This window comes from Actinospica robiniae DSM 44927, from assembly GCF_000504285.1.
GTDB classification, from domain to species: Bacteria; Actinomycetota; Actinomycetes; order Streptomycetales; family Catenulisporaceae; genus Actinospica; species Actinospica robiniae.
Map to the genome: position 1 here is coordinate 2666988 of NZ_KI632511.1, position 22104 is coordinate 2689091.

23 protein-coding genes are annotated in these 22104 nt (G+C 70.6%); 10 read left to right on the forward strand and 13 right to left on the reverse strand.

Features of this window, described 5'->3' with window-relative positions:
• Window positions 1–22: 22 nt before the first annotated feature.
• Window positions 23–301: a hypothetical protein gene (locus ACTRO_RS11400; protein ID WP_034263134.1), complete on the reverse strand. Its 279-nt coding sequence runs from the start codon at window positions 299–301 to the stop codon at window positions 23–25.
• A gap of 134 nt (window positions 302–435) precedes the next feature.
• The gene (locus tag ACTRO_RS11405) at window positions 436–990 is read right to left on the reverse strand and encodes an SPW repeat protein (protein ID WP_245594356.1); all 555 of its coding nucleotides are present in this window, start codon (window positions 988–990) and stop codon (window positions 436–438) included.
• A gap of 390 nt (window positions 991–1380) precedes the next feature.
• Between ACTRO_RS11405 and ACTRO_RS11410 the strand changes: the two genes are divergently transcribed.
• A complete protein-coding gene (locus tag ACTRO_RS11410; RefSeq protein WP_034263135.1) occupies window positions 1381–1794 on the forward strand; it encodes a VOC family protein in 414 nt (137 codons plus the stop codon).
• 36 nt (window positions 1795–1830) lie between these two features.
• Entirely contained in the window at window positions 1831–2667 is an 837-nt protein-coding gene (locus ACTRO_RS45605; RefSeq protein ID WP_051450662.1) for an aminoglycoside phosphotransferase family protein, read from the forward strand.
• 36 nt (window positions 2668–2703) lie between these two features.
• On the opposite strand, the gene ACTRO_RS11420 is transcribed toward ACTRO_RS45605, so the two are convergent.
• Window positions 2704–3543, reverse strand: a complete 840-nt coding sequence (locus ACTRO_RS11420; protein ID WP_034263136.1) for a helix-turn-helix domain-containing protein — start codon at window positions 3541–3543, stop codon at window positions 2704–2706.
• A 140-nt stretch (window positions 3544–3683) separates the two neighbouring features.
• Between ACTRO_RS11420 and ACTRO_RS11425 the strand changes: the two genes are divergently transcribed.
• Complete coding sequence (locus tag ACTRO_RS11425) at window positions 3684–4568, forward strand: oxidoreductase (RefSeq protein ID WP_034263137.1); 885 nt, start codon at window positions 3684–3686, stop codon at window positions 4566–4568.
• Here ACTRO_RS11425 and ACTRO_RS11430 read toward each other — a convergent pair.
• The 3 genes from ACTRO_RS11430 to ACTRO_RS11440 all read right to left on the reverse strand — a co-directional run bounded on the left by ACTRO_RS11430 (window position 4557) and on the right by ACTRO_RS11440 (window position 7083).
• Complete coding sequence (locus ACTRO_RS11430) at window positions 4557–5216, reverse strand: maleylpyruvate isomerase N-terminal domain-containing protein (RefSeq protein ID WP_034263139.1); 660 nt, start codon at window positions 5214–5216, stop codon at window positions 4557–4559. The genes ACTRO_RS11425 and ACTRO_RS11430 overlap by 12 nt on opposite strands.
• Entirely contained in the window at window positions 5213–6025 is an 813-nt protein-coding gene (locus ACTRO_RS11435; RefSeq protein ID WP_034263141.1) for an SAM-dependent methyltransferase, read from the reverse strand. The genes ACTRO_RS11430 and ACTRO_RS11435 overlap by 4 nt, the downstream gene beginning before the upstream one ends.
• A 152-nt stretch (window positions 6026–6177) precedes the next feature.
• A complete protein-coding gene (locus ACTRO_RS11440; RefSeq protein ID WP_034263142.1) occupies window positions 6178–7083 on the reverse strand; it encodes an SDR family oxidoreductase in 906 nt (301 codons plus the stop codon).
• A gap of 104 nt (window positions 7084–7187) precedes the next feature.
• Between ACTRO_RS11440 and ACTRO_RS11445 the strand changes: the two genes are divergently transcribed.
• Complete coding sequence (locus tag ACTRO_RS11445; RefSeq protein WP_034263144.1) at window positions 7188–7781, forward strand: TetR/AcrR family transcriptional regulator; 594 nt, start codon at window positions 7188–7190, stop codon at window positions 7779–7781.
• Here the strand turns inward: ACTRO_RS11445 and ACTRO_RS11450 are convergent.
• From ACTRO_RS11450 to ACTRO_RS11460, 3 genes are all read right to left on the reverse strand, one after another.
• On the reverse strand, window positions 7759–8949 hold the full coding sequence (locus tag ACTRO_RS11450) for a GDSL-type esterase/lipase family protein (protein WP_034263146.1): 1191 nt from the start codon (window positions 8947–8949) through the stop codon (window positions 7759–7761). The genes ACTRO_RS11445 and ACTRO_RS11450 overlap by 23 nt on opposite strands.
• A 180-nt stretch (window positions 8950–9129) precedes the next feature.
• Complete coding sequence (locus ACTRO_RS11455; protein WP_034263147.1) at window positions 9130–10332, reverse strand: ROK family transcriptional regulator; 1203 nt, start codon at window positions 10330–10332, stop codon at window positions 9130–9132.
• 58 nt (window positions 10333–10390) lie between these two features.
• Window positions 10391–11635, reverse strand: a complete 1245-nt coding sequence (locus ACTRO_RS11460; protein ID WP_034263149.1) for an ROK family protein — start codon at window positions 11633–11635, stop codon at window positions 10391–10393.
• A 226-nt stretch (window positions 11636–11861) separates the two neighbouring features.
• On the opposite strand from ACTRO_RS11460, the gene ACTRO_RS11465 reads away from it, so the two are divergent.
• The 4 genes from ACTRO_RS11465 (at window position 11862) to infA (ending at window position 15606) form a co-directional block, all read left to right on the forward strand.
• Entirely contained in the window at window positions 11862–13211 is a 1350-nt protein-coding gene (locus ACTRO_RS11465; RefSeq protein WP_034263150.1) for an ABC transporter substrate-binding protein, read from the forward strand.
• 109 nt (window positions 13212–13320) lie between these two features.
• Window positions 13321–14310, forward strand: coding sequence for a carbohydrate ABC transporter permease (locus ACTRO_RS11470; RefSeq protein ID WP_034263152.1), 990 nt, complete (start codon window positions 13321–13323; stop codon window positions 14308–14310).
• Window positions 14303–15196, forward strand: coding sequence for a carbohydrate ABC transporter permease (locus ACTRO_RS11475; RefSeq protein ID WP_034263153.1), 894 nt, complete (start codon window positions 14303–14305; stop codon window positions 15194–15196). The genes ACTRO_RS11470 and ACTRO_RS11475 overlap by 8 nt, the downstream gene beginning before the upstream one ends.
• A 185-nt stretch (window positions 15197–15381) precedes the next feature.
• Entirely contained in the window at window positions 15382–15606 is a 225-nt protein-coding gene (gene infA, locus ACTRO_RS11480; RefSeq protein WP_034263154.1) for a translation initiation factor IF-1, read from the forward strand.
• A gap of 70 nt (window positions 15607–15676) precedes the next feature.
• On the opposite strand, the gene ACTRO_RS11485 is transcribed toward infA, so the two are convergent.
• Window positions 15677–16186 carry a DUF1203 domain-containing protein gene (locus ACTRO_RS11485; RefSeq protein ID WP_034263155.1) on the reverse strand — a complete coding sequence of 170 codons (510 nt, stop codon included), beginning with the start codon at window positions 16184–16186 and terminating at the stop codon, window positions 15677–15679.
• Window positions 16187–16362: 176 nt separating this feature from the next.
• Here ACTRO_RS11485 and ACTRO_RS43170 point away from each other — a divergent pair, with 176 nt between their 5' ends.
• Window positions 16363–16788, forward strand: coding sequence for a hypothetical protein (locus ACTRO_RS43170; RefSeq protein ID WP_051450663.1), 426 nt, complete (start codon window positions 16363–16365; stop codon window positions 16786–16788).
• A gap of 28 nt (window positions 16789–16816) precedes the next feature.
• Here ACTRO_RS43170 and ACTRO_RS11495 read toward each other — a convergent pair whose 3' ends face one another.
• Window positions 16817–17566, reverse strand: a complete 750-nt coding sequence (locus tag ACTRO_RS11495) for an SDR family oxidoreductase (protein WP_034263156.1) — start codon at window positions 17564–17566, stop codon at window positions 16817–16819.
• A 125-nt stretch (window positions 17567–17691) separates the two neighbouring features.
• Between ACTRO_RS11495 and ACTRO_RS11500 the strand changes: the two genes are divergently transcribed.
• Window positions 17692–18321 carry a TetR/AcrR family transcriptional regulator gene (locus tag ACTRO_RS11500; RefSeq protein WP_051450664.1) on the forward strand — a complete coding sequence of 210 codons (630 nt, stop codon included), beginning with the start codon at window positions 17692–17694 and terminating at the stop codon, window positions 18319–18321.
• Between the two features lie 1691 nt (window positions 18322–20012).
• Here the strand turns inward: ACTRO_RS11500 and ACTRO_RS11505 are convergent.
• Entirely contained in the window at window positions 20013–20609 is a 597-nt protein-coding gene (locus ACTRO_RS11505; RefSeq protein ID WP_051450665.1) for a TetR/AcrR family transcriptional regulator, read from the reverse strand.
• Window positions 20606–22060, reverse strand: coding sequence for an MFS transporter (locus ACTRO_RS11510; protein WP_034263158.1), 1455 nt, complete (start codon window positions 22058–22060; stop codon window positions 20606–20608). Before ACTRO_RS11510 ends, ACTRO_RS11505 begins: the two co-directional genes overlap by 4 nt.
• Between the last annotated feature and the right edge of the window lie 44 nt (window positions 22061–22104).

Genomic DNA, 22104 nt, shown 5'->3' on the forward strand with positions numbered 1-22104 from the left:
CGCCGCGCGCGGCCCGCCCGGGCTAGACCATGCCCAGCGACAGCGGCACCTCGCTCGTGCGGGCGCCGTCGACGATGCTCTGGTGCAGGTCCCGGCTCTCCTTCTCGGTCTCACAGGGCACCGGGCTGCCGGTGACCGTGTACCAGTCGGACGAGCCGCTGTACTGCGCGGTGACGATGGCCTGGCCGTCGGCCCAGGTCGTGTGGACGTCGACTTCCCCGCGGAGCACGCCCGCCTCGGCGGTGCTGACCCCGGCGTGCCCGGTGAGTATGCGGGTCGTCGTCCACGATGCCCAGTTCATGGGAGATCCCCTCGAGATGAGAGCGGTTGATGCTTGGAGCCGTAAGCGTCCCCGGCCCCGGCGCGCGGCGCCAGCGGCCGCGCGTCGGACGGGGACGGGGGTGAGAAGGAACCGGGCCGGGACGACGCGCCGGGCTAGACCCGGTGCGCCCGGTGCCGGCCGGTGGCGATGACACCCATCGCGGCCAGGCCGAGCACCACCGCCACCCCGCCGGTGAAGGCGTTGTTCCAGATCAGCGCCCGAGGCGCGTGGTGGGCGATCGAGACGATCCAGGGGCTGACCACCAGCCAGGCGCCGAGCACCGAGAGCACCCAGCCGAGCTGCATCAGCCGCAGCGGCCGCGCCGCCATGGCGATGCCGAGGCCGGCGATCGCCAACCCGATGATGAGGTTGTTGACGGTCATGACCGAGTTGGTGGACTGGAAGTGGATCACCCACGGCGAGATGGCCGCGTACAGGCCGGTGATCACCGCCAGGCCGTCCACGGCGGTGGCCCGCGGCCCCTCGAGCACCTTGTCGAAGCGCTGGCGCATCTCGGCCGAGTCCGGGTGGGTGTGGATGTCCGGCGCGTCGTGCACGGCGGCGCCGGGGCGGCCGTGCGCCGCCGGGGTGGTGGCTCCGGCCGCGGGCCGGACCGAGCTTGACCCGGGGGTCTCGCCACGGGGCTGGTTCATGGGGCTGTCAGACATCGCGGATCTCCTTAGTCGCTGCATGTCCTCCTCACACCACTGTGCGGCGAGGATCCGGCAGGCTGATAGAGAAAAAAGAACATGAGTTCCGGATACCGCGATCTTTTCACCCGAATGGCGGATGCCGCGGGGTCCGCGCGTCCGTTTTCAACCGATTTCGACCCAGTCCGCTCCTCTAACGGCGCACCGGCGATGACAGCGCTCGGCCGACGGGGTAGGGCGCCGCGCCGACAGGACCCCCGCACGGACCCGCAAGTGAGATCTTGCGTGTCCGCCGTCCAGTCCACCGCCGGAGAGGGCGACGGCGCGGCGCGTCGGACCGGCGCACCGGCTCCCGCACGCTAGGTTCACCATCAGGTGCGATTCGCGGCAAAGCGGCTGGAGGAGACGATGGCGTCCCGGCTCAACCCCTACCTGAACTTCGACGGCAACGCCCGGCAGGCGCTGGAGTTCTACGCCGAGGTGTTCGGCGGCAGCCTCAACCTGAGCACCTTCGCCGACCTCGGCGCCCAGGACTCGCCGGAGTCCGAGAAGATCATGCACGGGCAGCTCGACACCGAGGCCGGCTACACGATCATGGCCGCGGACCTGCCCACCGGGATGGAGTTCCAGGGCATGCAGGGCTTCGGCGTCAGCCTCAGCGGCGACGACGCCGACCGGCTGCGCGAGTACTGGGACAAGCTCTCGGCCGACGGCGCCATCACCATGCCGATGCGCCGGCAGGTGTGGGGCGACGAGTTCGGCATGTGCACCGACAAGTTCGGCGTCCCGTGGCTGGTCAACATCGCCGCGCCGGGGGCCTGACCAGCCGGGCACCAGCGCGCCGGATACCCTCGCGGGATGACGGAGAATCAGCCCGCCGACGTCTTCACCACACACGGCGTCAGCCTCGACGGAGCTCGCGCCGTGAAGACCTTCCGCAGCTGGGACCGTGGCGAACATCTGCGCGAATGGCGCGGGCTGAACCTGTTGCACCGCTACGCTCCCGGCCTCGGCCCCGAGCCGATCAGCGGAGAACTCGACCGCGAGCCGCCCCGGATCGTGATGAGCCGCGTGCCCGGCAAACCACTCGCCACGCAGCGAGCGACCTCGCAGCAAGTCGACGCCCTGGCCGCGGCACTCGACCGGATGCATCGCTGCGTGCCACCGGACATCCTGGCCACAGCCGAGCCGCAGGACACCCCGGCCGACATGGCGCAACTGCTCCGGAAGATGCGCGCCACCCGCGCGAGACCGTCGGACGACGCGTCAGACGCCGTGCACGCCGCCTTCGACGCTGTCGCAGCATTCATCGACTCCGACTGGCCGACGCGAGCCGCGCTGATCGGCGAGCCCTCTCCGGTCTTCGGCCTCTGCGACGGCAACCTGGCCAATTACCTGTGGGACGGCCACGAGATTCGCATCATCGACTTCGAAAGCGCCGGCAGGAACGATCGCGCGTACGACGTCGCCGACGTAGTCGAGCACATCTCCACGCGCCTAGGAGCCGCGATCGCCCCGGAAGACCTGATAGGTCGGCTGCGCCTGCGGCCCGACGAACACGAGCGGGCCCGGGCGTATCGGCCGGCGTTCGCAGCGTTCTGGTTCCTGATGCTGCTGCCGGACGGCCCGGCCCACCGGCGCAACCCGCCCGGATCGCTGGAGGATCAGGCCGCGCACTTGCAGTCGCTGCTCTGACCGACTGATCGCACAACCCTACCCGCGTTGCTCGCCCTAGCCGGCTTCGACGCCGCGCGGTTCGCCGTCCGGGGCGGAGCGGAGCAGGTCGAGGGCGCGGGCGGATTCGGAGCCGGGCTCGGCGTGGTAGAGGGCGAGGATCTGGCCGCCGGTGTCGGTCAGGGGCAGCTTCTCGCGGCGCAGCTCGAGCGGGCCGAGGCTGGGATGGCGCAGGCGCAGGGTGCCGCCGGCGAGGGCGGTGACGTCGTGGCGGGCCCAGAGGCGGCGGAAGGGCTCGCTGGCCAGCGACAGCTCGCCGACGAGCTGTGCGATCCGCGGGTCGCCGACGTCGCTGCCGACGGAGGCGCGGAAGCCGGCGACGAGGCCGCGGGCGGCCTTCTCCCAGTCTTCGTAGAGGGCCTGCTCGCCGGGGTCGAGGAAGATCGCGCGCAGCCGGTTCAGGCCGGGGCGGATGTTCGGGGAGACGGCCTCGGCCAGCCGGTTCGCGGCGAGGACGTCGAAGGAGCGGCTCTCCACGAACGCCGGCACGTTGATCACCTCGAGCAGCTGGCGGATGCCCGCCGGGACCACCTCTCGGCGCGGGCGCCGGGCGGCGGGGCGGGCGGCGGTCAGGCTCAGCAGGTGCTCGGTGGCGATCTCGTCCAGCCGCAGCACCCGGGCCAGGGCCTCGAGCACCTGCGGGGACGGGTTGCGGTCGCGGCCCTGCTCGAGCCGCAGGTAGTAGTCGGCGCTGATGCCCGCGAGGGTGGCCACCTCCTCGCGGCGCAGGCCCGGGGTGCGGCGCACGCCGACGACCGGCAGGCCGACGAGCGCCGGGTCGATCAGTTCCCGGCGCGCTCGCAGGTACTCCCCCAGTGCGTTCGCCGTCTTGCTCATGCCTCCGATCCTACGAAACCGGGGGCCGGGGGTGCCTGGTCCCCTCACTCCCAGGATGAGCAGGGCCTCGGCTGCGCCGGCCCGGGCTGGCTACGGTGGGAAGTGCTCCCGGAGGCACCGGCGAGCGGAGAGGAACCCTCATGTCAGGCATCGAGCTGCCCGGCGGCAGCTACCGTCTCGGCGATCTCAGCGTCTCCCGGTTCGGCTACGGCGCGATGCAGCTGGCCGGTCCTGGCGTGTTCGGGCCGCCGAAGGACCGCGCCGCCGCGCTCGAGGTGCTGCGCACGGCCGTGGACCTGGGCATCACGCACATCGACACGGCCGACTTCTACGGCCCGCACGTGACCAACGAGATCATCCGCGAGGCGCTCGCGCCCTACCCGGACGGCCTGCGCATCGTCACCAAGGTGGGCGCACGCCGGGACGAGCAGGGCGGGTGGCCGCACGCCCGGACGCCGGCCGAGCTGGTCGAGCAGGTCCACCAGAACCTCGAGCGGCTCGGCCTGGAGGCGATGGACGTGGTCAACCTGCGGGTCGGCGGCTTCGACTCGCCCGAGCCCGGGTCGATCGCCGAGCAGTTCGGCGCGCTCGCCGAGCTGCGCGAGCAGGGCCTGATCCGGCACCTCGGCCTGAGCACGGTCGACGCCGACCAGCTCGCCGAGGCCCAGGCGATCGCCCCGGTGGTGTGCGTGCAGAACTTCTACAACATCGCCAACCGCCGGGACGACGCGCTGGTGGAGAGCACGGCGCGGCAGGGCATCGCGTTCGTGCCCTACTTCCCGCTCGGCGGCTTCTCGCCGCTGCAGTCCGAGACCCTGCACAAGGTCGCGGCGCGGCTGGAGGCGACGCCGATGTCCGTCTCGCTCGCCTGGCTGCTGCAGCGCTCGCCGAACATGCTGCTGATCCCCGGCACGTCCTCGGCGCAGCACCTGCGCGAGAACATCGCCGGCGCCGCGCTGGAGCTGCCGGCCGACGCCGTCGCCGAACTGGACGCGATCGCCGCGGAGGCGGCGTCAGAGGGCTGAGATCGAGGCCGGTGCGCGCTCGGCCCGGCTGAGCGCGCGCAGGACGGCGGTGGATCCGTGTCGGCGCAAGGAGATCCGGGACAGCAGGTCGACCACCGTCTGTACCGCCTCGGCCGGGAACTCGGGCGTCGGGACGCCGACGCTGCAGGCGAGGTCGTCGCTGTGGATCAGCAGTTCGAGCATTCGGCTGGTGACGAAGTCGTCGAAGCTGATCGACCAGGCACCCCAGGTCGGTCGGCGCACCGGCCGGCCGGGCTCGCCGGGCAGCGTGGTGCGCAGCTCGGCCACGCAGGCCGCGACCCGCGCGGCGAGGTCCGCCGGGCCTCCGGCCGCGTCCTGCTCGCCGCCGGTGCGGATCCGCTGGTTGAACGGCGTATCCAGGGCCGTGCCGATCCACTCGACCCGCGCGTAGTAGTCCTCGATGTCGATGACGGGCTCGGCCGGGATCGGCTCGGCCAGCATGGCGGGCAGGAAGAAGATCTGCCCGGCCAGGTGCCCGGCCAGCCCGCGGACGCTGAAGTCGGCCAGCGCCGAAGGCTCGTCCCAGTGGTCCGCGACATCCTCGGCGGCCAGCAGCGCCGCCGCCGTCTGCGCGACCTCGAGGTAGAGCCCGCGATTGCGCGACTGAGCAAGAAGACGAATACTCATTGGTGCATTCCAACGGCCGCATAGGCGGAATAGCGGCGTGCGTCGCCGCCCAGCGGGTCGGGGCCCGACTCGGGATCGGGACGCCAGTCGATCATGCTCACCAGGCCGGGCGGGACGACCTCGTAGGGACCGAGCAGGTCGAGGATCTCCTTGTGGCCGCGGCCGGTCAGGCCGGCCGTCGCGCTGCGGTAGACCTCTTCCATCTCCTCGAGTCGCTCGGGCTCGAAGTCGTTGGTGGCGTGGCTGACCGCCAGCAGCGAGTCCGGGACGGTGGCACGGTGGTAGGCCTCGACGACGGCGGCCGGGTCGTCCTCGTCCGGGACGAAGTGCAGCACCGCGAACATCAGCACGGCCACCGGGCGGTCGAAGTCGAGTCGGCGCAGGGCCTCGGCCAGCACGGTCTCGGTGTCGCGCAGGTCCGCGTGCACGACGGCGGTGCGCTCGTTGCCGGCGAGCAGGTTGCGGCTGTGCGCGACGGCGACCGGGTCGTTGTCGACGTAGACGATCCGGGCCGTGGGGTCGAGGCTGTGCGCGATCTCGTGCACGTTGCCGGAGGTCGGTATGCCGGAGCCGAGGTCGAGGAACTGGTCGACGCCCCGGCTGATGGCGAAGGCGACCGCCCGGCGCAGGAAACCCCGGTTGGCCCGGGCTATGTGCGGCGAGTCCGGCCAGACCTCAAGCGCCTGGGACGCGAGCGCCCGGTCGGCGGCGAAGTTGTGCGAGCCGCCGAGGTAGAAGTCGTACATGCGGGCCGGGGCGGGACGCTCGATGTCGATGTCGTCGGGCGCCCAGGAGGGGCGGTTCGTCATCGCGGTGGCCTTTCTCCGGCGGCTGACAGACGGTGGCGCGGCCATGGCGCCCGGCCGCACTCGAGTGATGATAGGGCGCCGGGCCGGTCCGTGCGGCGTGCTCGGACCGGCCTCGGCGCACCGGACGCCGCGGGCGGGCGCGGAGGGATGCCTCAGCTGAAGTAGTGGCCTGATTCGACGTCCTCGACCCAGCCGGGGCGGGTCGGCTCCCAGCCGAGCACCTCGCGAGTCACGGCGTTGGAGACCGGGGCGTCGAGCGCGCCGAAGGCGGCCAGGAAACCGAGGTACTTCGGCGCCTCCTCTTCGGTGACGCTGCGGGCCTCGATCCCGAGCTGCCCGGCGATGGTCTCGGCGATCGTCTTGAACGGGATGCCGGTGTCGTCCACGCCGTGCAGCCGGGTGCCGGCCGGCGCCTTCTCCAGGGCGAGCCGGTAGAGCACGCCGATGTCGCGGGAGTCGGCCGCGGCCCAGCGGCTGGCACCGTCGCCGAGGTACGCGGCCGCGCCGCTCTGCCGGGCGAACGCGATGAGCGAGGGGGTGAAGCCGTGCTTGTCCAGATCCGAGTGGACCAGCGGGGCGAGGCGCACGACCGAGGAGCGCACGCCCTGCTCGGCCAGGCTGATCGTCAGGTTCTCGGTGTCGACGCGCGGGCCGCCTGCGATCACGTCGGCCTCGGTGCCGAGCCGGCCGGTGATGCTGCCGAAGGCCAGCATCAGCACGCCGGAGGTGGTGACCAGCGGATTTCCGGTGCCGGCCAGTACCTCGCCGAAGGCCTTGGCGACCTCGAGGTCCGCCTCGGCGGCCCGGACCATCTGGCCGGTCTGGGTCAGGGAGTGGTCGAAGGCGAGGTGGATGACGCCGTCGGCCTCGGCCGCCGCGGCCTTGAGGACGTCGAGGTCGTGCAGGTGGCCGCGGCGTACCTCGGCGCCGAGGGCGGCGACCCGCTCGGCCGCGGCGTCGGATCGGGCGAGGCCGAGGACCTGGTGCCCGTGGGCAAGCAGTTCGGGGATGACGGCGGAGGCGATGTGGCCCGAGGCGCCGGTGACGAACACGCGCATGAGGGACTCCCGTGGAAGTGATGGCACTTGGTGTCATTCAGCCTAACACGACTCATGACACCAAGTGCCATCAACCTCGAGTGTGGTCCAGTACCCTGGAGCCGATGACACGCTGGGAGCCCGACGCCGCCGGCCGCCTGACCAAGGCGGCGCTCGAACTGTTCGACGAGCAGGGATACGACGCCACGACCGTGGCGGAGATCGCCGAGCGCGCCGGGCTGACCAAGCGCACCTTCTTCCGGCACTTCCCGGACAAGCGCGAGGCGCTGTTCAACGGCTCGGAGCAGCTGCAGAGCGTGTGGCTCGAGGGCATCGCCGAGGCGCCCGCGGACGCCGACGCGCTCAGCGCCGTGATGGCCGGGCTCGACCCGGTAGCGGAGGTGTTCGGGCAGCGCCATCCGTTCTCCCGGATCCGCGCCGGGATCGTGGCGGCGAATCCGGAGCTGCAGGAACGGGAACTGATCAAGCTGCACACGCTCGGGGAGGCGATCACCGGCGCCCTGCTGGGGCGGGGCGTGCCGGAGAACGCCGCGGCCCTCGCCGCCCAGGCCGGGGTGGCGGTCTTCCATGTCGGGTTCGGCCGCTGGGTGCGGCAGGAGGACCCGGCCGCGTTCAGGGCACTGCTGCACGCGACACTGCGCGATCTGCAGGCGGTGACCGCGGCCGGGTCGGCGCTCAGGACTCCGGAGTCAGGCTGATTCCCTCAAGGCCCTGATTCGCCGTCGCCGTGCAGGCGTACTGGCCGGGCGCCTGGGCCCAGAACTTGGTCAGGCAGCTGCCGAGGGCCGCCTGGCCGTAGGCGTTCGGGTGGATCGACTCCTGCAGGATGCCCTGGGTGGCGCCGGTGGTCACGAAGCGGATCCACTCGGCCTGCGCGGCCGGGATCGGGTTCGCCGGCGAGTCGGCGGACGTGGCCTGTGCGGCACTGGTCGCGCACACCTCGTGCCCGGCGTCGGCGCGCTGCACGTCGAGGAACTCAGCACCCTGAGCCGCAGCGGCCTGCTCGAGCATCGCGGCGATCTGGGCGACCACGACGTCGTGGGCCCAGGTGGCGTCGGTGTCGTAGATCGGGCAGCCGCCGGTGGTCAGCCGCGCGTACGTCTCCGGGTAGCGGAAGTCGCCGCCGTCCGGGAACGGGGAGGGGTAGGACTGCAGCACGAGCCGGTAATCAGAGTTCTTGTACCCGGCCGCCGCCATGGTGGCGCGGATCGAGGCGAGCACCGCCTCGACCTTGGGCTCCACGGCGGTGATGGCCTGCGTGAGCGCGGGCTGCTGGGACGCCTCGCACGGGCCGAGGCCCAGGGTGAAGTCCCGGAAGCAGGTCGTGAGCACGCCGCCGAAGTTCAGGTCGTTGCCGCTGACGGACACCACGATCAGCTTCACGTCGTCGCGCGCCGCGAGCGTGGCCAGCTGGTCGACCTGCGGCGCCTCGCCCTTGAACGTCTGGCCGCCGTCCGCGGCGGGCAGCACGTTGTCGGTGACCGCGCCGGAGCAGGCGAGGTTGACCCGCTGATCCACCGGCAGCGTGGCAGACTGGATCTCGGAGACGTCCGAGCGGTCGCAGCCGTTGCCGTAGGAGGCCCCGTAGACCCGGCTCGGATCATGCTGACAGCTCGTGGCGTCGCAGTCGTACGCCGCGCGATCGGTACCCCAGACGTCCCCGGAGGTGCTCGGCGGTACCGCGTTGCCCTGCCAGCGCCCTGCTTCGCCCGAGATGTAGCTGTCTCCCATCGAGACCGCGGCCGTCGGGCGCGCGTCTTGGGGCGACGCGGCGGCCAGCGCGCCCGGCGCGAGGGTGCCGAGGCCGGTCAGCGCGACGACGACGAGCACCCCGATCCGGCCGAGTCGGCGACGTGTGGTGAACATATAAGCCCTTTCCCTCGGTGCGACTCAAACACCCCATGAGTAACAAACACCGGCAAACGTAGTCGCACGGTTCGGCGCGGATCACCGAGAGGGAAGGACGACACGCGAAGGTCGCTCGAACGTGTCCAAGAGCGGCCGGACCTGGGCGGCGCGACGTCGGCGGGGCCGGCCGCCGCGTCGTCAGCGGCAGGGCGCGGCGCGGCGGATCCGGCTGTCCAGCACGCTCTCCAGCGGCAGTGTGGCCGCGCCAAGGGCGCTGCGGTCCGAGTCGAGCAGGCCGAGTTCGATCGAGGTCGCCGCGAACGGATGCCGCAGCGCGTGCCGGCCGGCCGAGGCGCGGATGGCCGGCAGCAGCCGGACGCCGAGCAGCCGGCCGGCCCACCCGCACAGCACGACCCGCTCGGGATTGAACAAGTTGACGAGGTTGGCGATCCCGACGCCGAGGTACTCCGCGGTCTCGGCCATGACCTCCGCGGCGACGGGCGAGGGATCGGCGGCCAGTGCGGCCAGCGCGGACTCCTCGTCGCCGTCGGCGGGCAGCGCGATGCCGGCGCGGTCCAGGATGGCCTCGGCGCCGACGTACGCCTCCAGGCAGCCGGTCGAGCCGCAGCGGCACCGCCGGCCGTTGGCCACGATCTTCGTGTGGCCCCACTCGCCAGCGCTGGAGGTGGCGCCGCGGTAGATGCCGCCGCCGGTGATCAGCGACGCGCCGACCCCGGAGCCGAGGATCGCCACCACCGCGCTGCGCGCGCCGCGTCCCGCACCGAACCAGAGCTCTGCCTGGCCGGTCGTCTTGGCGCAGTTCTCGAAACGCAGCGGCAGGTCGGTGTGGGCACGCAGCAAACGCTCCAGCGGCACCGCGTCCCAGCCGTAGGTCTGGCCGTGCACCAGCGCTTCGTCTCCCTGCTCGACGATTCCCGGCACCCCGACTCCGACGCCGAGGACCGAGCCGGCGTCGACCGCGGCGTCGCGCAGCACGGCCTCGAGGCCCGTGGCAATCGTTTGCGCAACCGTCTCCGGCTCGTGCTCGGTGGGGTCGGCCAGCCGGCACTCGGTCTGCGCGCGTTCGGCCAGGGTCAGGTCGTAGAGCCCCACCTGGATGCGGGTCTCGCCGACGTCGACGCCGACCACGAACCCGTAGTCCGGATCGATCTCCAGCAGCGTGCGCGGACGTCCGCCGTCAGAGTCCTGCGATCCAGCCTCGGTCACCACGCCCTCGGTGAGCAGCTCGCGTACCACGCTCGTCATCGAGGCCTGACTCAGGCCGGTCGCCTCGGCCAGATCCTGCCGGCTGCAGGGGCGGTGGAAGTAGAGCCGCCACAGCACAGCCGAGCGGTTCTCCCGGCGCACGTCCTTCACCGTCGCCCGTCTGCGGTCTTGCATCAGCTCCCCATCAGCTCGTCCTTGCGGAAAACTTATACAGGTAGGCAATATAGGCCCCCTAACTCGGCCGCGGTGCGGCGCCGGCGGTCTGCAGGAAGCGGGCGACCGGAAGCGTGGCGGCGCCGAGGGCGACGGCGTCCGGACCGAGCCGGCCGACCTCGATCGCGGCCTTGGCGAAGGGATGGCGCAGCGCGTGCGCCCGGGCCACCTCGAGCACCCTGGGCAGCAGCTCGCGGGCGAGCAGGAGGCCGGCCCAGCCGCCGATGATGATCCGCTCCGGATTGAACAGGTTGATGAGGTTGCCGATGCTCACGCCGAGGTGCAGCGCGGTCTCGTCCAGCACCGCCCGGGCCGCGAGCACGTCCGGGGCATCGCTCTCCGCCCGCGCCACGGCCAGGATCCGCAGCATCGCGCTCTCCTCGTCGTCGGCGCCGGACAGGCCGGCCGCGGCCTGCGGGCACGCCTCGGCGTAGCGCGCGATGATCGACTCCGCCCCGATATAAGCCTCCAGACATCCCCGGGTCCCGCACCGGCACAGCCGGCCGCCGATCGCGGCGGTGACGTGGCCCCACTCCCCCGCGCCGGTGCTCGAGCCGCGGTAGGTGACGCCGTCGAGCATCACCGAGGCGCCGATGCCGGAGCCGATCAGCAGGAACAGCGTGTCGCTCGCCCCGCGCCCGGCACCGAACCACATCTCCGCCTGGCCGAGGGCGTTGGCCCCGTTGTCCAGGAACAGCGGCAGATCGGTCACCTCGCGCAGCAGCGCCTCGAGCGGCGCCGCGTCCCAGCCGATGGTCTGACAGTGCACCACCGCCGCCTCGGGCCGGACCTCGACGATCCCGGGCACCCCGATTCCGATGCCCAGCATACGGATTCCGCTGTCCGGCGCGGGCGCGCCGACCTCCGCGAGGCCCGCGGCCACGCCGGCCACCACGTCCCGCGGCGTGCAGCGGCCCGGCACCATCGGGATCTCGGCCCGGGCCAGCTCGGTCAGGGCCAGATCGAAGCGCTCCACCCGGATCCGGGTCTCGCCCACGTCGACCCCGATCACCTGGAAACGGGAGGCCGCCACGTCCAGCAGGATCCGCGGCCGCCCGCCCGCGGACTCGGTGGCGCCGGACTCGATCACCACCTCCGCCTCGATCAGCTCACTGACGACGGAGCTGACCGAGGCTCCGCTCAGCCCGGTGGCCCGGCTCAGCTCCAACCGGCTGGAGGCGCGGTGGAAGTACAGATGCCGCAACAGCAGCGACCTGTTCGACCTGCGCACGTCCCGGACGTTGCGTCCGCGCGGCTCCGCCATCGACCCCCTCCGAGGACCGCACCGGCGCCGGCCTAGCCCGCCCGTCACACACGGGCGAGGCGGCCGGCTCTTGACGGCAGAGTACTGCGGAAGTTAAATCGGAACACGAACTAAGGTGTGAAAGAAGTCACGACGGCGCTCGCAGCCGTCCGCACGGGGCTCAATCCATCCTCCGCCGCCTTCGCGGCCCGCCATGCCGGCGGCCGCAGTGAAGAAGGGATGTCCCATGCTCAGAATCTCGCGTTCCCATCGCTTCGCGAATACCGCCGCCGTCCTGGCCACGGCACTGATCGTCTCGGCCTGCAGCAGCGGGAACTCTGGCTCGGGCAGCGGTTCGGCCACGGCCGGCGGCTCGCTCAAGGGCCAGACGATCACCTACTGGGCCAGCGACCAGGGCAGCTCCATCAGCGACGACGTCCAGGTGCTCACCCCGGAGCTCAACGAGTTCACCAAGGAGACCGGGGTCAAGGTCAACCTCCAGGTCATCGGGTGGAACGACCTGCTCAACCGGATCCTGGCGGCCACCGCCTCGGGTCAGGGCCCGGACGTGGTCAACATCGGCAACACCTGGTCCGCCTCGCTCCAGGCCACCGGCGCCTTCCTGCCGATCAGCCCGGACGTGATGAACCAGATCGGCGACACCGGGCGGTTCCTGCCCGGCGCGCTGGCGGCGACCGGCGCGGCCGGCAAGCCCCCGGTGGGCGTGCCGATCTACTCCACCGCGTACGGGCTCTACTACAACAAGGCGATGTTCGCCGCGGCCGGCATCTCCAGTCCCCCGGCCACCTGGGAGGACCTGATCGCGGACGGCCAGAAGCTGACCCACGGCAACCAGTGGGGCCTGACCCTGGAAGCCGCGCAGACGCCGGAGAACGCGCACGCCGCGTTCGTGCTGAGCGAGCAGCAGGGCGGCTCCTGGTTCGACTCCTCCGGCAACCCCACCTTCAACACCCCGGCGAACGTGGCCGCGATCAAGCAGCTGGTCTCATTCATGGGCACCGACAAGATCACCAACCCGAGCGACGCCGAGAACTCCAACGGCACCGAGGCGCTGCAGGAGTTCGCCAGCGGCAAGGCGGCCATGCTGATGTGGCAGCCGGCCGGGGCGAACCTGACCAAGTACGGCATGCAGTCCTCGCAGTGGGGTGTCGCGCCGCTGCCGTTCCCGGCGAGCCCGCCGGCCGGCTCCCAGCACATCGACTCGATGGTCGGCGGCATCAACCTCTCCGTGTTCGCCAACACCAAGAACCAGGCGGCGGCGCTGGCCTTCGTGAAGTTCATGACCAGCAAGGACACGCAGATCTCGCTGAACAAGACCTACGGCTCGCTGCCCTCGGTCACCGACGCCTACACCGACCCGGCCTTCCAGACCGCGGACGACAAGGTGTTCCAGAACGTGCTGGCCACCTCGGCCACGGCGATGCCGGAGATCGCGGCGGAGAGCCAGTTCGAGACGGCGATCGGCGCGGCGCTCAAAACCCTGTTCTCCGATGCGGCGAACGGGACGGCGATCACCGACGCGCTGGTGCAGTCCACGCTCACCAGCGCCCAGCAGCAGATGGCGTCCGCGGGCTGAGTCTCGCGCGCTCTGACGTCCAGCCGAGGTGTCGCCGGGCCCTAGGGCCCGGCGACACCTTCCGGCTTGCCGTCCCACCGCCCCGCCTGTCCGGAAGGAACCACGCGCGATGGCTCTCGCCGCCGAAACCGACCGTCCCCCGAGCCCGCCGCCGCCGACGCGCGCCGGCCGCAGCCGTCTCACCTGGTCTCGGACCCGTCGCAAGGCCCTGCCTTACGTCCTGCTGCTGCCCGCCGTCTGCTTCGAACTGCTCGTGCACATCGTCCCGATGCTGGTGGGCATCTGGATCAGCTTCAAGCAGCTGACCGTCTTCTTCATCCGCAACTGGTCCACCGCGCCGAACATCGGCCTGGGCAACTACCGGTTCGCGCTCAACTTCCACGAGGCGGTCGGCCAGTCGCTGCTGCACTCGTTCTACGTCACGCTCGGCTTCACCGTGCTCGTGGTCGCGCTGTCCTGGCTCCTCGGCACCGGGGCCGCGGTACTGATGCAGAACCCGTTCCGCGGCCGCGGCGCGCTGCGCACCTACTTCCTCGTCCCGTACGCGCTGCCCGCCTACACCGCGACCATCACCTGGGAGTTCATGTTCCAGCGGGACCACGGCGCGGTGAACCAGATCATCGTGCGGGACCTGCACCTGACCTCGCACCTGCCGTTCTGGCTGATCGGCGGCAACAGCTTCGCCGCGCTGGTGATCACGGCCGTCTGGCGCACCTGGCCGTTCGCCTTCCTGGTGGTCACCGCGGGCATGCAGTCCATCCCGACCGACCTCTACGAGGCGGCCGCCGTGGACGGGGCCGGGGTGTGGCAGTGCATCCGCAAGATCACCCTGCCCTCGCTGCGGCCGGTCAACCAGGTGCTGGTGCTGGTGCTGTTCCTGTGGAACTTCAACGACTTCTCCACCCCGTTCGTGCTCTTCGGCAACGTCGCGCCGACCCAGGCGAACCTGCTCTCGCTGCAGATCTACGACACCTCGTTCCAGACCTGGAACTTCGGCACCGGCTCGGCGATGTCCGTGCTGCTGCTGCTGTTCCTGCTCGTCGTCACCGCCGTCTACCTGCTGATCACCAACCGCGGACGGAGAGGCGCAGATGCCTGACAAGCCCGTGACCGCCGCGGCCGCCCCGGCCCCGCGCCGGCGGCCCACCGCTCCGCCGCGCTCGTTCCTGTGGACCAGGCGGATATGCCTGACCCTGTTGGCCGCGTTCACCGCGCTGCCGCTGTACGTGATGATCACCAGCTCGCTCAAGCCGCTGGTGGACGTGCAGGCCGCGTTCCGGTGGATCCCCTCGAGGCTGACGCTGAGTCCTTATGTGGACATCTGGAGCACCGTCCCGCTGGCGCACTATTTCGAGAACAGCGCCATCGTGGCGAGCAGCTCGACCGCGATCTCGGTCGTGGTGGCCATCTTCGCGGCCTACGCCGTGAGCCGGTACCGGTTCTTCGGGCGGCAGGCGTTCAAGGTGGCGGTGCTCTCCACCCAGATGTTCCCCGGGATCCTGTTCCTGCTGCCGCTGTTCCTGATCTTCGTCAACATCGGGAACGCGACCGGCATCGAGCTCTCGACCACGCGGCTCGGCCTGATCGTCACCTATCTCACCTTCACCCTGCCGTTCTCGGTCTGGCTGCTGGTGGGCTACCTCGACTCGATCCCGCGGGAGCTGGACGAGGCCGCGGCGGTGGACGGCAGCGGCCCCATCAGCACTCTGCTGCGGATCGTGGTCCCGGCCGCACGGCCGGGCATCATCACCGTCGCCGTGTACACGTTCATGACGGCCTGGGGCGAGGTGCTCTTCGCCTCCGTGATGACGAACGACGCGAGCCGGACGCTGGCCGTCGGATTGCGCGACTACGCGTCGGAGAACGACGTGTACTGGAACCAGATCATGGCCGCCTCGCTCGTCGTGAGCGTGCCGGTGGTGGTCGGATTCCTGTTGCTGCAGCGGTATCTTGTGGCCGGGCTCACCGCCGGGTCGGTCAAATAATCCCTTGGCCGAGCGCGACGCGGCCCTGCTAGTGTCGCGCTCGGCCGTGCAACGACAACAGGAGGTGAGACTCGTGAACACATACCCCCACGGGTGCTCCCTCAGCTGGTCACGGTCCTGCGGCTGACCTTCGGTGTCGCCGGGAGCGCCTGACCTCAAGGCTCCCGAAGGAGACGGTCAGCACAATGACGAGACAGCGCGACGGCATCGAAGTCGAGGGGCACGTCGTCGAGTGCCTGCGCAGCGCCATGTTCATGGTCGAGTTGGACAACGGGCACCGCGTCCTCGCCCACATCAGCGGGAAGATCCGCAAGAACTACATCAAGATCCTGCCGGAGGACCGGGTGCTGGTGGAGCTCACACCCTACGACCTGAGCCGCGGCCGGATCACGTTCCGCTACCGCAACTGATGCCGGCAAGACACAGGTGAGTGCCGGGCCTGAGATACGAACCCTTTGTCTCGGGCCCGGCGCTCGCGGCTCAGCTGCGGCGCGTCGCCATCAGGAAGCAGCCGAACTCCACAGCCCGCACGTGCACGACGGCCACCGCCGGATCGCCGTACAGCTCCTCGAGTTCTTCCTCGATCGGAGCGGTAGCCTCGGCGCCTTCACGCACCAGGCGGCCGCCGAGGATCGAGCCGTCGGCGTCGTAGGCGCGCAGCACCCGGTGCTTGCCGCGCACGCCCTCCGGGAAAACGCCCTCGGCGACCTCGGGCGCGGCGCCGCCGCAGTCGTCGAGGTGGATGAAGACCGGGCCGACTTCGTTGTACGGGCCGGGCTGCGCGCCGGTCTCCTCGGCCCAGCGGCGCAACGGCGCGTAGGAGACCAGTGCGAGGGTCTCGCCCGCCTTCGACCGGCCGAGGCAGCAGCGCAAGGGGTTGCCGCCGTCCTCGTCCACCACGATCCGGGGGGCGTTCCCGGCGTCGTCGTGCCCGCGCAGGACGCGCAGAACCTCGGGGGCGATGGCGCTCATCTCATAACGTCGATTCATACCCACCATGGTCATCCAGGCCGCGGCTCCGGGCTGGCGGGATTCCGACGGCGCGTTCGGAGCCGCGCGTCGATGCCCGCTGATGAGTCGTTTGATATCCCGTTGTGGATCAAAGCTCAGGTCAGTACACTGAGCGCCCGCATCATCCATCGGCGACATCATCAGTAGAGGACATCGTGGGCAACCTCGACTTCACCAACCATCCGGGATTCTCCTGGTACTGCATACTCCTGCTCGTCTCCGGGGTGGCCCTGCTCGTGCTCGGCCCGGTGCCGGGGCTCAGCCGCGGTTCCCGGATCGCGAACCTGCTGTTCGGTCTGGGCTTCCTCGGCTACGGGATCTACCTGGTCTTCATGTTCCACGGCGGCACGTATTTCCTGCTCTTCAAGGCCTTCATCGTTCCGATCGTGCTGATCGTGAACGCCGTCCGCGAGCTGCGGTACGCCAATCTCCGCCGCCGGGGCAACAACCGGCTCAAGGGCCGCGAGAAGGCGATGGCGGGCGAGGTCGCGCGCCGGCAGGCCGAGATCCAGACCGCGCTGGCCGAGGCGCACGCCCGGCACAACGCCGCCCAGGCCCAGGTTCCGACCGAGGTTCAATAACCGGCGAAGGCCGCCTCGCCGGCTGCGGCTACGCGATGCCGCCGTTGGCGTACAGGATCTGGCCGTTGGTCCAGCGTCCGCCCGGGCCGGCCAGGAAGGCGACCGACTCGGCGATGTCCTCGGGCGTGCCGAGCCGCTCCAGCGGGGCGGCGTGGGCGAGCTGCTCGATCTGCTGCTCCGACTTCCCGTCGAGGAAGAGCGGGGTGGCGGTCGGGCCGGGCGCCACGGCGTTGACGGTCACGTCCCGGCCGCGCAGCTCGCGGGCCGCGATCAGCGTCATCGCCTCGACCGCGCCCTTCGTGGCGGCGTAGGCCGTGTAGTTGGGCTGCTGGATCCGGGTGACCGAGGTGGAGAAGTTGATCAGCGCGCCGCCCGCGCGCAGCCGGCGGGCGGCGAGCTGCGAGACGACGAAGGCGCCGCGGACGTTCACCCGGTGCATCCGGTCGAAGTCGTCCAGGTTCAACTCGACCAGCGGGGCGAGCAGCATGATGCCGGCGGTGTTGACCACCACGTCGATCCCGCCGAAGCGCCGCTCCACGGTGTCGAAGAGCTCTGTCATCTGGTCCTGGTCGGCCACGTCGCCGCCCAGGGCGACGGCGTGCCCGCCGGCCGCCTCGATCTCGGCGGCGACCTTCTCGGCCTGATCCGCCCGGCCGGCGTAGTGCACCACGACCGTCATCCCGGCCGCGGCTAGGCGCCGGGAGACGGCGGTGCCGATCCCGCCCGAGCCGCCGGTGACCAGGGCGACGCGGTCGGAAGTGCTGCTGGTGGCGTTCATGGGAGGCTCCCTCGAGTTAAGTGGACGAGTTGTACACTAGCATCAAGTGTACGAACCATCCATATATTCCGCGGGCAGGCCGCGCCCGGGGAACGGCGCGGTTAGAGTGGCCGAGGAGACCAGGCATGGAGCACACCGAGCGCGACACCCCGCCCCCGCCTCTGCTCAAGCCCGGCCGCGGCCGGCGCCGGGCCGAGGACGTGCGCCATGCCGCCCTGACCGCGACCAGCGCGCTGCTGTTCGAGGAGGGGATCAGGGGCGTGACGTTCGAGAAGGTCGCGACCCGCGCGGGTGTCAGCAAGATGACGCTCTACAAGTGGTGGAGCTCCCCCGGCGTGCTCGCGTTCGAGGCCTACTTCAGCGCGCTCGAGGAGACGCTGGCGTTCCCCGACACCGGGGACCTGCGCGCCGATCTGACCACCCAACTGCACGCGCTCGTCGGCCTGTTCTCCCGCAGCGGCGCGACGATCGCGCAGATCATCGGCGCGGCGCAGAGCGAACCAGAACTCATCGAAGCGCTCTCGAACCAGTACGTGCGCCGGCGCCGACAGCTCGCGGTCGAACGTCTGCGCAAGGCCAAGGATGCCGGGCAGCTGCGCCTGGACGCCGACCTCGACGCGATCGTCGACCAGCTCTGGGGCGCCTGCTACCACCGGCTGATGCTGCCCGTCCGCCCAGAGCACCCGGTGGACGAAGCGTTCGCGGACGCGTTGATCGCCAACCTCTTCGGCGGTATAGCGCCCGCCGCGGACTGAATCCGCCCTGACGCGAGTTGATGATCGGCTGGGTGCTTTTGGGGCGTGAGCGTGGCTTGTCGAGTCGGGGTGGTCGTCGGGTGGTGGCAGCCGCTTCGCGTCGCCCAGGTTTCGTTTGCCCGCCCTGTCCACCCGTTGCGTTGGCGGGGCGGGCTGGGGTTTCAAGATTGAAAGGCGCCGCTGGCGGGCCCTTCCCTCGGAGAGAGATGCCGGGGTTTGTGGGTGCTGGCGTGGCGAGGCGGGCTGGGGTTCGGGATGGTGAGGTTGCGGGGGTGTGCTCTCTCCTCGGCCGGGTCCCGGAGGCAATCAGGAACCTGCCGGGAGGTCAAGCGGCGGAGGTTTCCGCTGATGCTCGATTGTGCATCGCGCCGCTTGACCTCCCGACAGAACCCTGATCGGGCTTCGCCTGCCCGACCGAGGAGAGAGCCCACCCCCTGAGGTCCGGTGCGAGCTGCGCTCGGGCCGAGTCCCGGCCGGTGGTCCGGTCGCGCTCGATCCGGAAGAATCCTGCATCGCCGTCCTGGTCCGTTCTCCTCTTCTCTCCTACTTCAACGCGGGGGAACGCGCCCGAGTTCCCCGGAAATATCCTTGATTTTCCCTAACCGACAAAGGCCGGATACGCGGTTTTTGTCAGTAGCGGCGTTTAACATGGAAACGTACGGGGTTGTCAGGGCTCGTGACCGGAGGGGTAATGGACGGAGTGGCTGGGCAGATGGCGTCAGAAGTGTGGCTCAAGGCGGCGCACGATTTCCCTTCGGGGTGCGACCGGGCCACGCGATCCTGTGCAGTTGTGAGCACGGGTGGACCGGATCAGGGCGATGCTGAATCCTTCCGCATCGAACGGGGCCGGCCTGCGGGATTCTGCCGCGAGGCCAGGGATCGAGGCCGGTCGCACCAAGGCGGTGCAGGATTCAGCAGCAAGTGCGAACCAGACGCCGATGCCCTCGCACGGATCAAGGATCGGGATGGCAGGGCCACGACGATGCAGGATTCTTCCGCATCGAGCACGACCCGACCACCGGACGGGATCCGGCCCGAGCGCAGCTCGCACCACTCCCCCAGGGGGTGGGCTCTCTCCTCGGTCGGGCAGGCGAAGCCCGATCAGGGTTCTGCCGGGAGGTCAAGCGGCGCCATGCAAAATCCACCACCAACCAAAGCCACCGCCGCTTGACCTCCCGGCAGGTCCCTGATTGCCTCCGGGGACCGACCGAGGAGATAGCACACCCCCGGCACCCGACCACCCCGAACACCAGCCCGCCCCGGCACGCCAGCGACCACGCAACCCCGGCATCTCTCTCCGAGGGAAGGCCCCAGCCGGAGGCGAAATCTTGCAACCGCAGCCCGCCCCGCCAACGCAACGGGTGGGCGGGTGGTCAGACGAACCGGGCGACGCGAAGCGGCCGCCCCCGACCCGACAAGCCACCACACCCCACGGGCGCTAAGCCGATCATCAACCCGCTATAGGGCCTGTTCGAGGTTCAGATCCAGGCGGAACGGCTGATCTAGATGTACTCACCACAGAGGTCGGTGACGGGGTTAAACGGCTCAGTGGTCTTGAAATGGCTGAGGGCCCTCTGGCTTGGTGTGGATTGCGACATCTGCACCTGCGATCAGAAAGGCCCTCATGCCCCACCGTACGCACCTTTGTCCGAGGCAGGCGGCTGCGTCCCCAACCTCACAGGACACGACACCTAGCCGGGTTCGACCATCGGCCGCAGGCCCGCCAGCAGTAGGTCGAGGTGGCGGCGCCAGAGCTCCGGGGTGGCCGCGACGGTCTCCTCCACCACGCAGCGCAGGCTGATCAGGCACAGCCGCACGTCCTGGACCGAGACATCCTCGCGCACCCGGCCGGCGCCTTTCGCCCGCACCAGCATGGCCTCCACGGCCGCCCACCATTCGGGCCCCCGCTCCGCGGCGCCCTCGGGGCGGGTGGCGAACAGCCGGGCGAGGCAGCCGCGGTGGGCGGCCATGATCTCGCCGGTGCGGCGCAGGCACTGCTCCAGCGCCTCGCCCGGCACGTCCCCGGCCAGCGACTGGTGGACGGCGGCGAGCATCTCGTCGATGACGACCTCGTAGAGCTCGTCGATCAGCGCCTCTTTGGTCGGGAACCGGCGGTACAGGGTGCCCGGGCCGACCCCGGCGCGGCGGGCGATCTCGTTCACCCCGACCTCCGGACCCTGTTCTGCGAAGAGGTCGAACGCGGCGCGCAGCAGGCGCTCCCGGTTCTCCGCCGCGTCCCGCCGAAGGGGCTTGGCGGCGGAGGATTCGGGCGCCTGCTGCTCGCTCATGCCGCTACTCCCTCGCTCACGTCACTGGCCTCGCCGATCGGCGCACGATCTCCGGCGACGCGGAGGCGTGCGGCGTTGGGCACCATCATGGCAGCCAGGGCGGCCAGCACCGCCGCACCGGAGAGCATCCAGAAGACGTGGGTGTAGCCGGAGTCCGCGGGCAGCGGGTGGGCGGCGGTGACGCCGGAGGTCAGCAGGCTGGCTCCGATCCCGCTGCCGATCGCGCCGCCGATGGTGCGGATGTTGGCGTTCATGCCCGAGGCCACGCCGGTCTGGTCGGCCGAGACCGACTCGACCACCAGGGCCGACATCCCGGAGAAGGCCAGTCCGATGCCGAGGCCGATGATGCTGACGCCCACGTAGATCTGCCAGCTGCTGTCGTGCGCCAGGGCCAGCAGGACGAACGGCGGCACGCTCAGCGCGCTGCCGGCGAACAGCACGAGCTTCGAGCCGAAGCGCTCGCCGAGCCGGCCGGCCAGCACGCCGCCGACGAACACCGTGGCGGTCATCGGCAGCAGGTAGAGGCCCGACTTGGTCACGTCGGCGCTGAAGCCGTAGCCCGCCGTGGCACTCGGGGTCTGCAGCAGCTGCGGCAGGAAGGTCATGCAGGTGTACATCACCACGCCGAACAGCAGCGCGACCAGGTTCGCGGTCCACACCGCGGGGATGCGCATCATCTTCATGTCGATCAGCGGGTGGGCCGAGTGCAGCTCGGCGTAGATCCACACCGGGATCAGCACCGCGGTGGCGGCGAACAGGCCGATGATCCCGGCCGAGCCCCAGCCCCAGGACGAGCCGTCGCTCACCCCGAGCAGCAGGGTGACCAACCAGGCCGAGAGCAGCAGGCCGCCGAGCCAGCTCAGCCCGCCCTTGCCGCGCACCGGGGACTCGGGCACGAAGACGAACGCCCCTACGGCCGCGGCGGCGGTGGCGAACATCGGGAACCAGAACAGCCAGTGGTAGTCGAGGTGGCTCACGATCGGGCCGGCCAGCACGAGGCCGAGCCCGCCGCCCACGGCGGTCAGCGCCGCGATCACGCCCACCGCGCCGCGCACCTTGGCGGCCGGGAACTCGTCCCGGACGATGCCGAAGGCGAGCGGCAGCATCGCGCCGCCGGCGCCCTGCACGATCCGGGCCACGATCATCAGGCCGATGCTGTGCGACACGCCCGCCAGCGCGGACCCGACGGTCAGCCCGATCAGCGTGACGACCAGCATCTTCTCCTTGCCGACCAGGTCGCCGATGCGCCCGAGGATGGGCGTGGCGATGGAGGCGGAGAGCAGGTAGCCGGTCATCAGCCAGGTGGTGGCGGCCTCCGAGCTGTGCAGGTGGCCCTGGATGGTGGGCAGCACCGGCGCGATCATCGACTGCAGCAGCGAGTAGGCGGTGACCGCGACCACCAGCACGGTGAAGGTCACGGTGTAATGCGGACGTCGGTTGGCCAAGGCCATGGCGGTTCCTTCGAAGATCACAGAGCCGAAAGCCGGCGGGGATG

Coding starts and splice junctions, on each gene's coding strand:
- ACTRO_RS11400 (WP_034263134.1), bottom strand. CDS start 301: ATGAACTGGGCATCGTGGACGACGACCCGCATACTCACCGGGCACGCC.
- ACTRO_RS11405 (WP_245594356.1), bottom strand. CDS start 990: ATGTCTGACAGCCCCATGAACCAGCCCCGTGGCGAGACCCCCGGGTCA.
- ACTRO_RS11410 (WP_034263135.1), top strand. CDS start 1,381: ATGGCGTCCCGGCTCAACCCCTACCTGAACTTCGACGGCAACGCCCGG.
- ACTRO_RS45605 (WP_051450662.1), top strand. CDS start 1,831: ATGACGGAGAATCAGCCCGCCGACGTCTTCACCACACACGGCGTCAGC.
- ACTRO_RS11420 (WP_034263136.1), bottom strand. CDS start 3,543: ATGAGCAAGACGGCGAACGCACTGGGGGAGTACCTGCGAGCGCGCCGG.
- ACTRO_RS11425 (WP_034263137.1), top strand. CDS start 3,684: ATGTCAGGCATCGAGCTGCCCGGCGGCAGCTACCGTCTCGGCGATCTC.
- ACTRO_RS11430 (WP_034263139.1), bottom strand. CDS start 5,216: ATGAGTATTCGTCTTCTTGCTCAGTCGCGCAATCGCGGGCTCTACCTC.
- ACTRO_RS11435 (WP_034263141.1), bottom strand. CDS start 6,025: ATGACGAACCGCCCCTCCTGGGCGCCCGACGACATCGACATCGAGCGT.
- ACTRO_RS11440 (WP_034263142.1), bottom strand. CDS start 7,083: ATGCGCGTGTTCGTCACCGGCGCCTCGGGCCACATCGCCTCCGCCGTC.
- ACTRO_RS11445 (WP_034263144.1), top strand. CDS start 7,188: ATGACACGCTGGGAGCCCGACGCCGCCGGCCGCCTGACCAAGGCGGCG.
- ACTRO_RS11450 (WP_034263146.1), bottom strand. CDS start 8,949: ATGTTCACCACACGTCGCCGACTCGGCCGGATCGGGGTGCTCGTCGTC.
- ACTRO_RS11455 (WP_034263147.1), bottom strand. CDS start 10,332: ATGCAAGACCGCAGACGGGCGACGGTGAAGGACGTGCGCCGGGAGAAC.
- ACTRO_RS11460 (WP_034263149.1), bottom strand. CDS start 11,635: ATGGCGGAGCCGCGCGGACGCAACGTCCGGGACGTGCGCAGGTCGAAC.
- ACTRO_RS11465 (WP_034263150.1), top strand. CDS start 11,862: ATGCTCAGAATCTCGCGTTCCCATCGCTTCGCGAATACCGCCGCCGTC.
- ACTRO_RS11470 (WP_034263152.1), top strand. CDS start 13,321: ATGGCTCTCGCCGCCGAAACCGACCGTCCCCCGAGCCCGCCGCCGCCG.
- ACTRO_RS11475 (WP_034263153.1), top strand. CDS start 14,303: ATGCCTGACAAGCCCGTGACCGCCGCGGCCGCCCCGGCCCCGCGCCGG.
- infA (WP_034263154.1), top strand. CDS start 15,382: ATGACGAGACAGCGCGACGGCATCGAAGTCGAGGGGCACGTCGTCGAG.
- ACTRO_RS11485 (WP_034263155.1), bottom strand. CDS start 16,186: ATGAATCGACGTTATGAGATGAGCGCCATCGCCCCCGAGGTTCTGCGC.
- ACTRO_RS11495 (WP_034263156.1), bottom strand. CDS start 17,566: ATGAACGCCACCAGCAGCACTTCCGACCGCGTCGCCCTGGTCACCGGC.
- ACTRO_RS11500 (WP_051450664.1), top strand. CDS start 17,692: ATGGAGCACACCGAGCGCGACACCCCGCCCCCGCCTCTGCTCAAGCCC.
- ACTRO_RS11505 (WP_051450665.1), bottom strand. CDS start 20,609: ATGAGCGAGCAGCAGGCGCCCGAATCCTCCGCCGCCAAGCCCCTTCGG.
- ACTRO_RS11510 (WP_034263158.1), bottom strand. CDS start 22,060: ATGGCCTTGGCCAACCGACGTCCGCATTACACCGTGACCTTCACCGTG.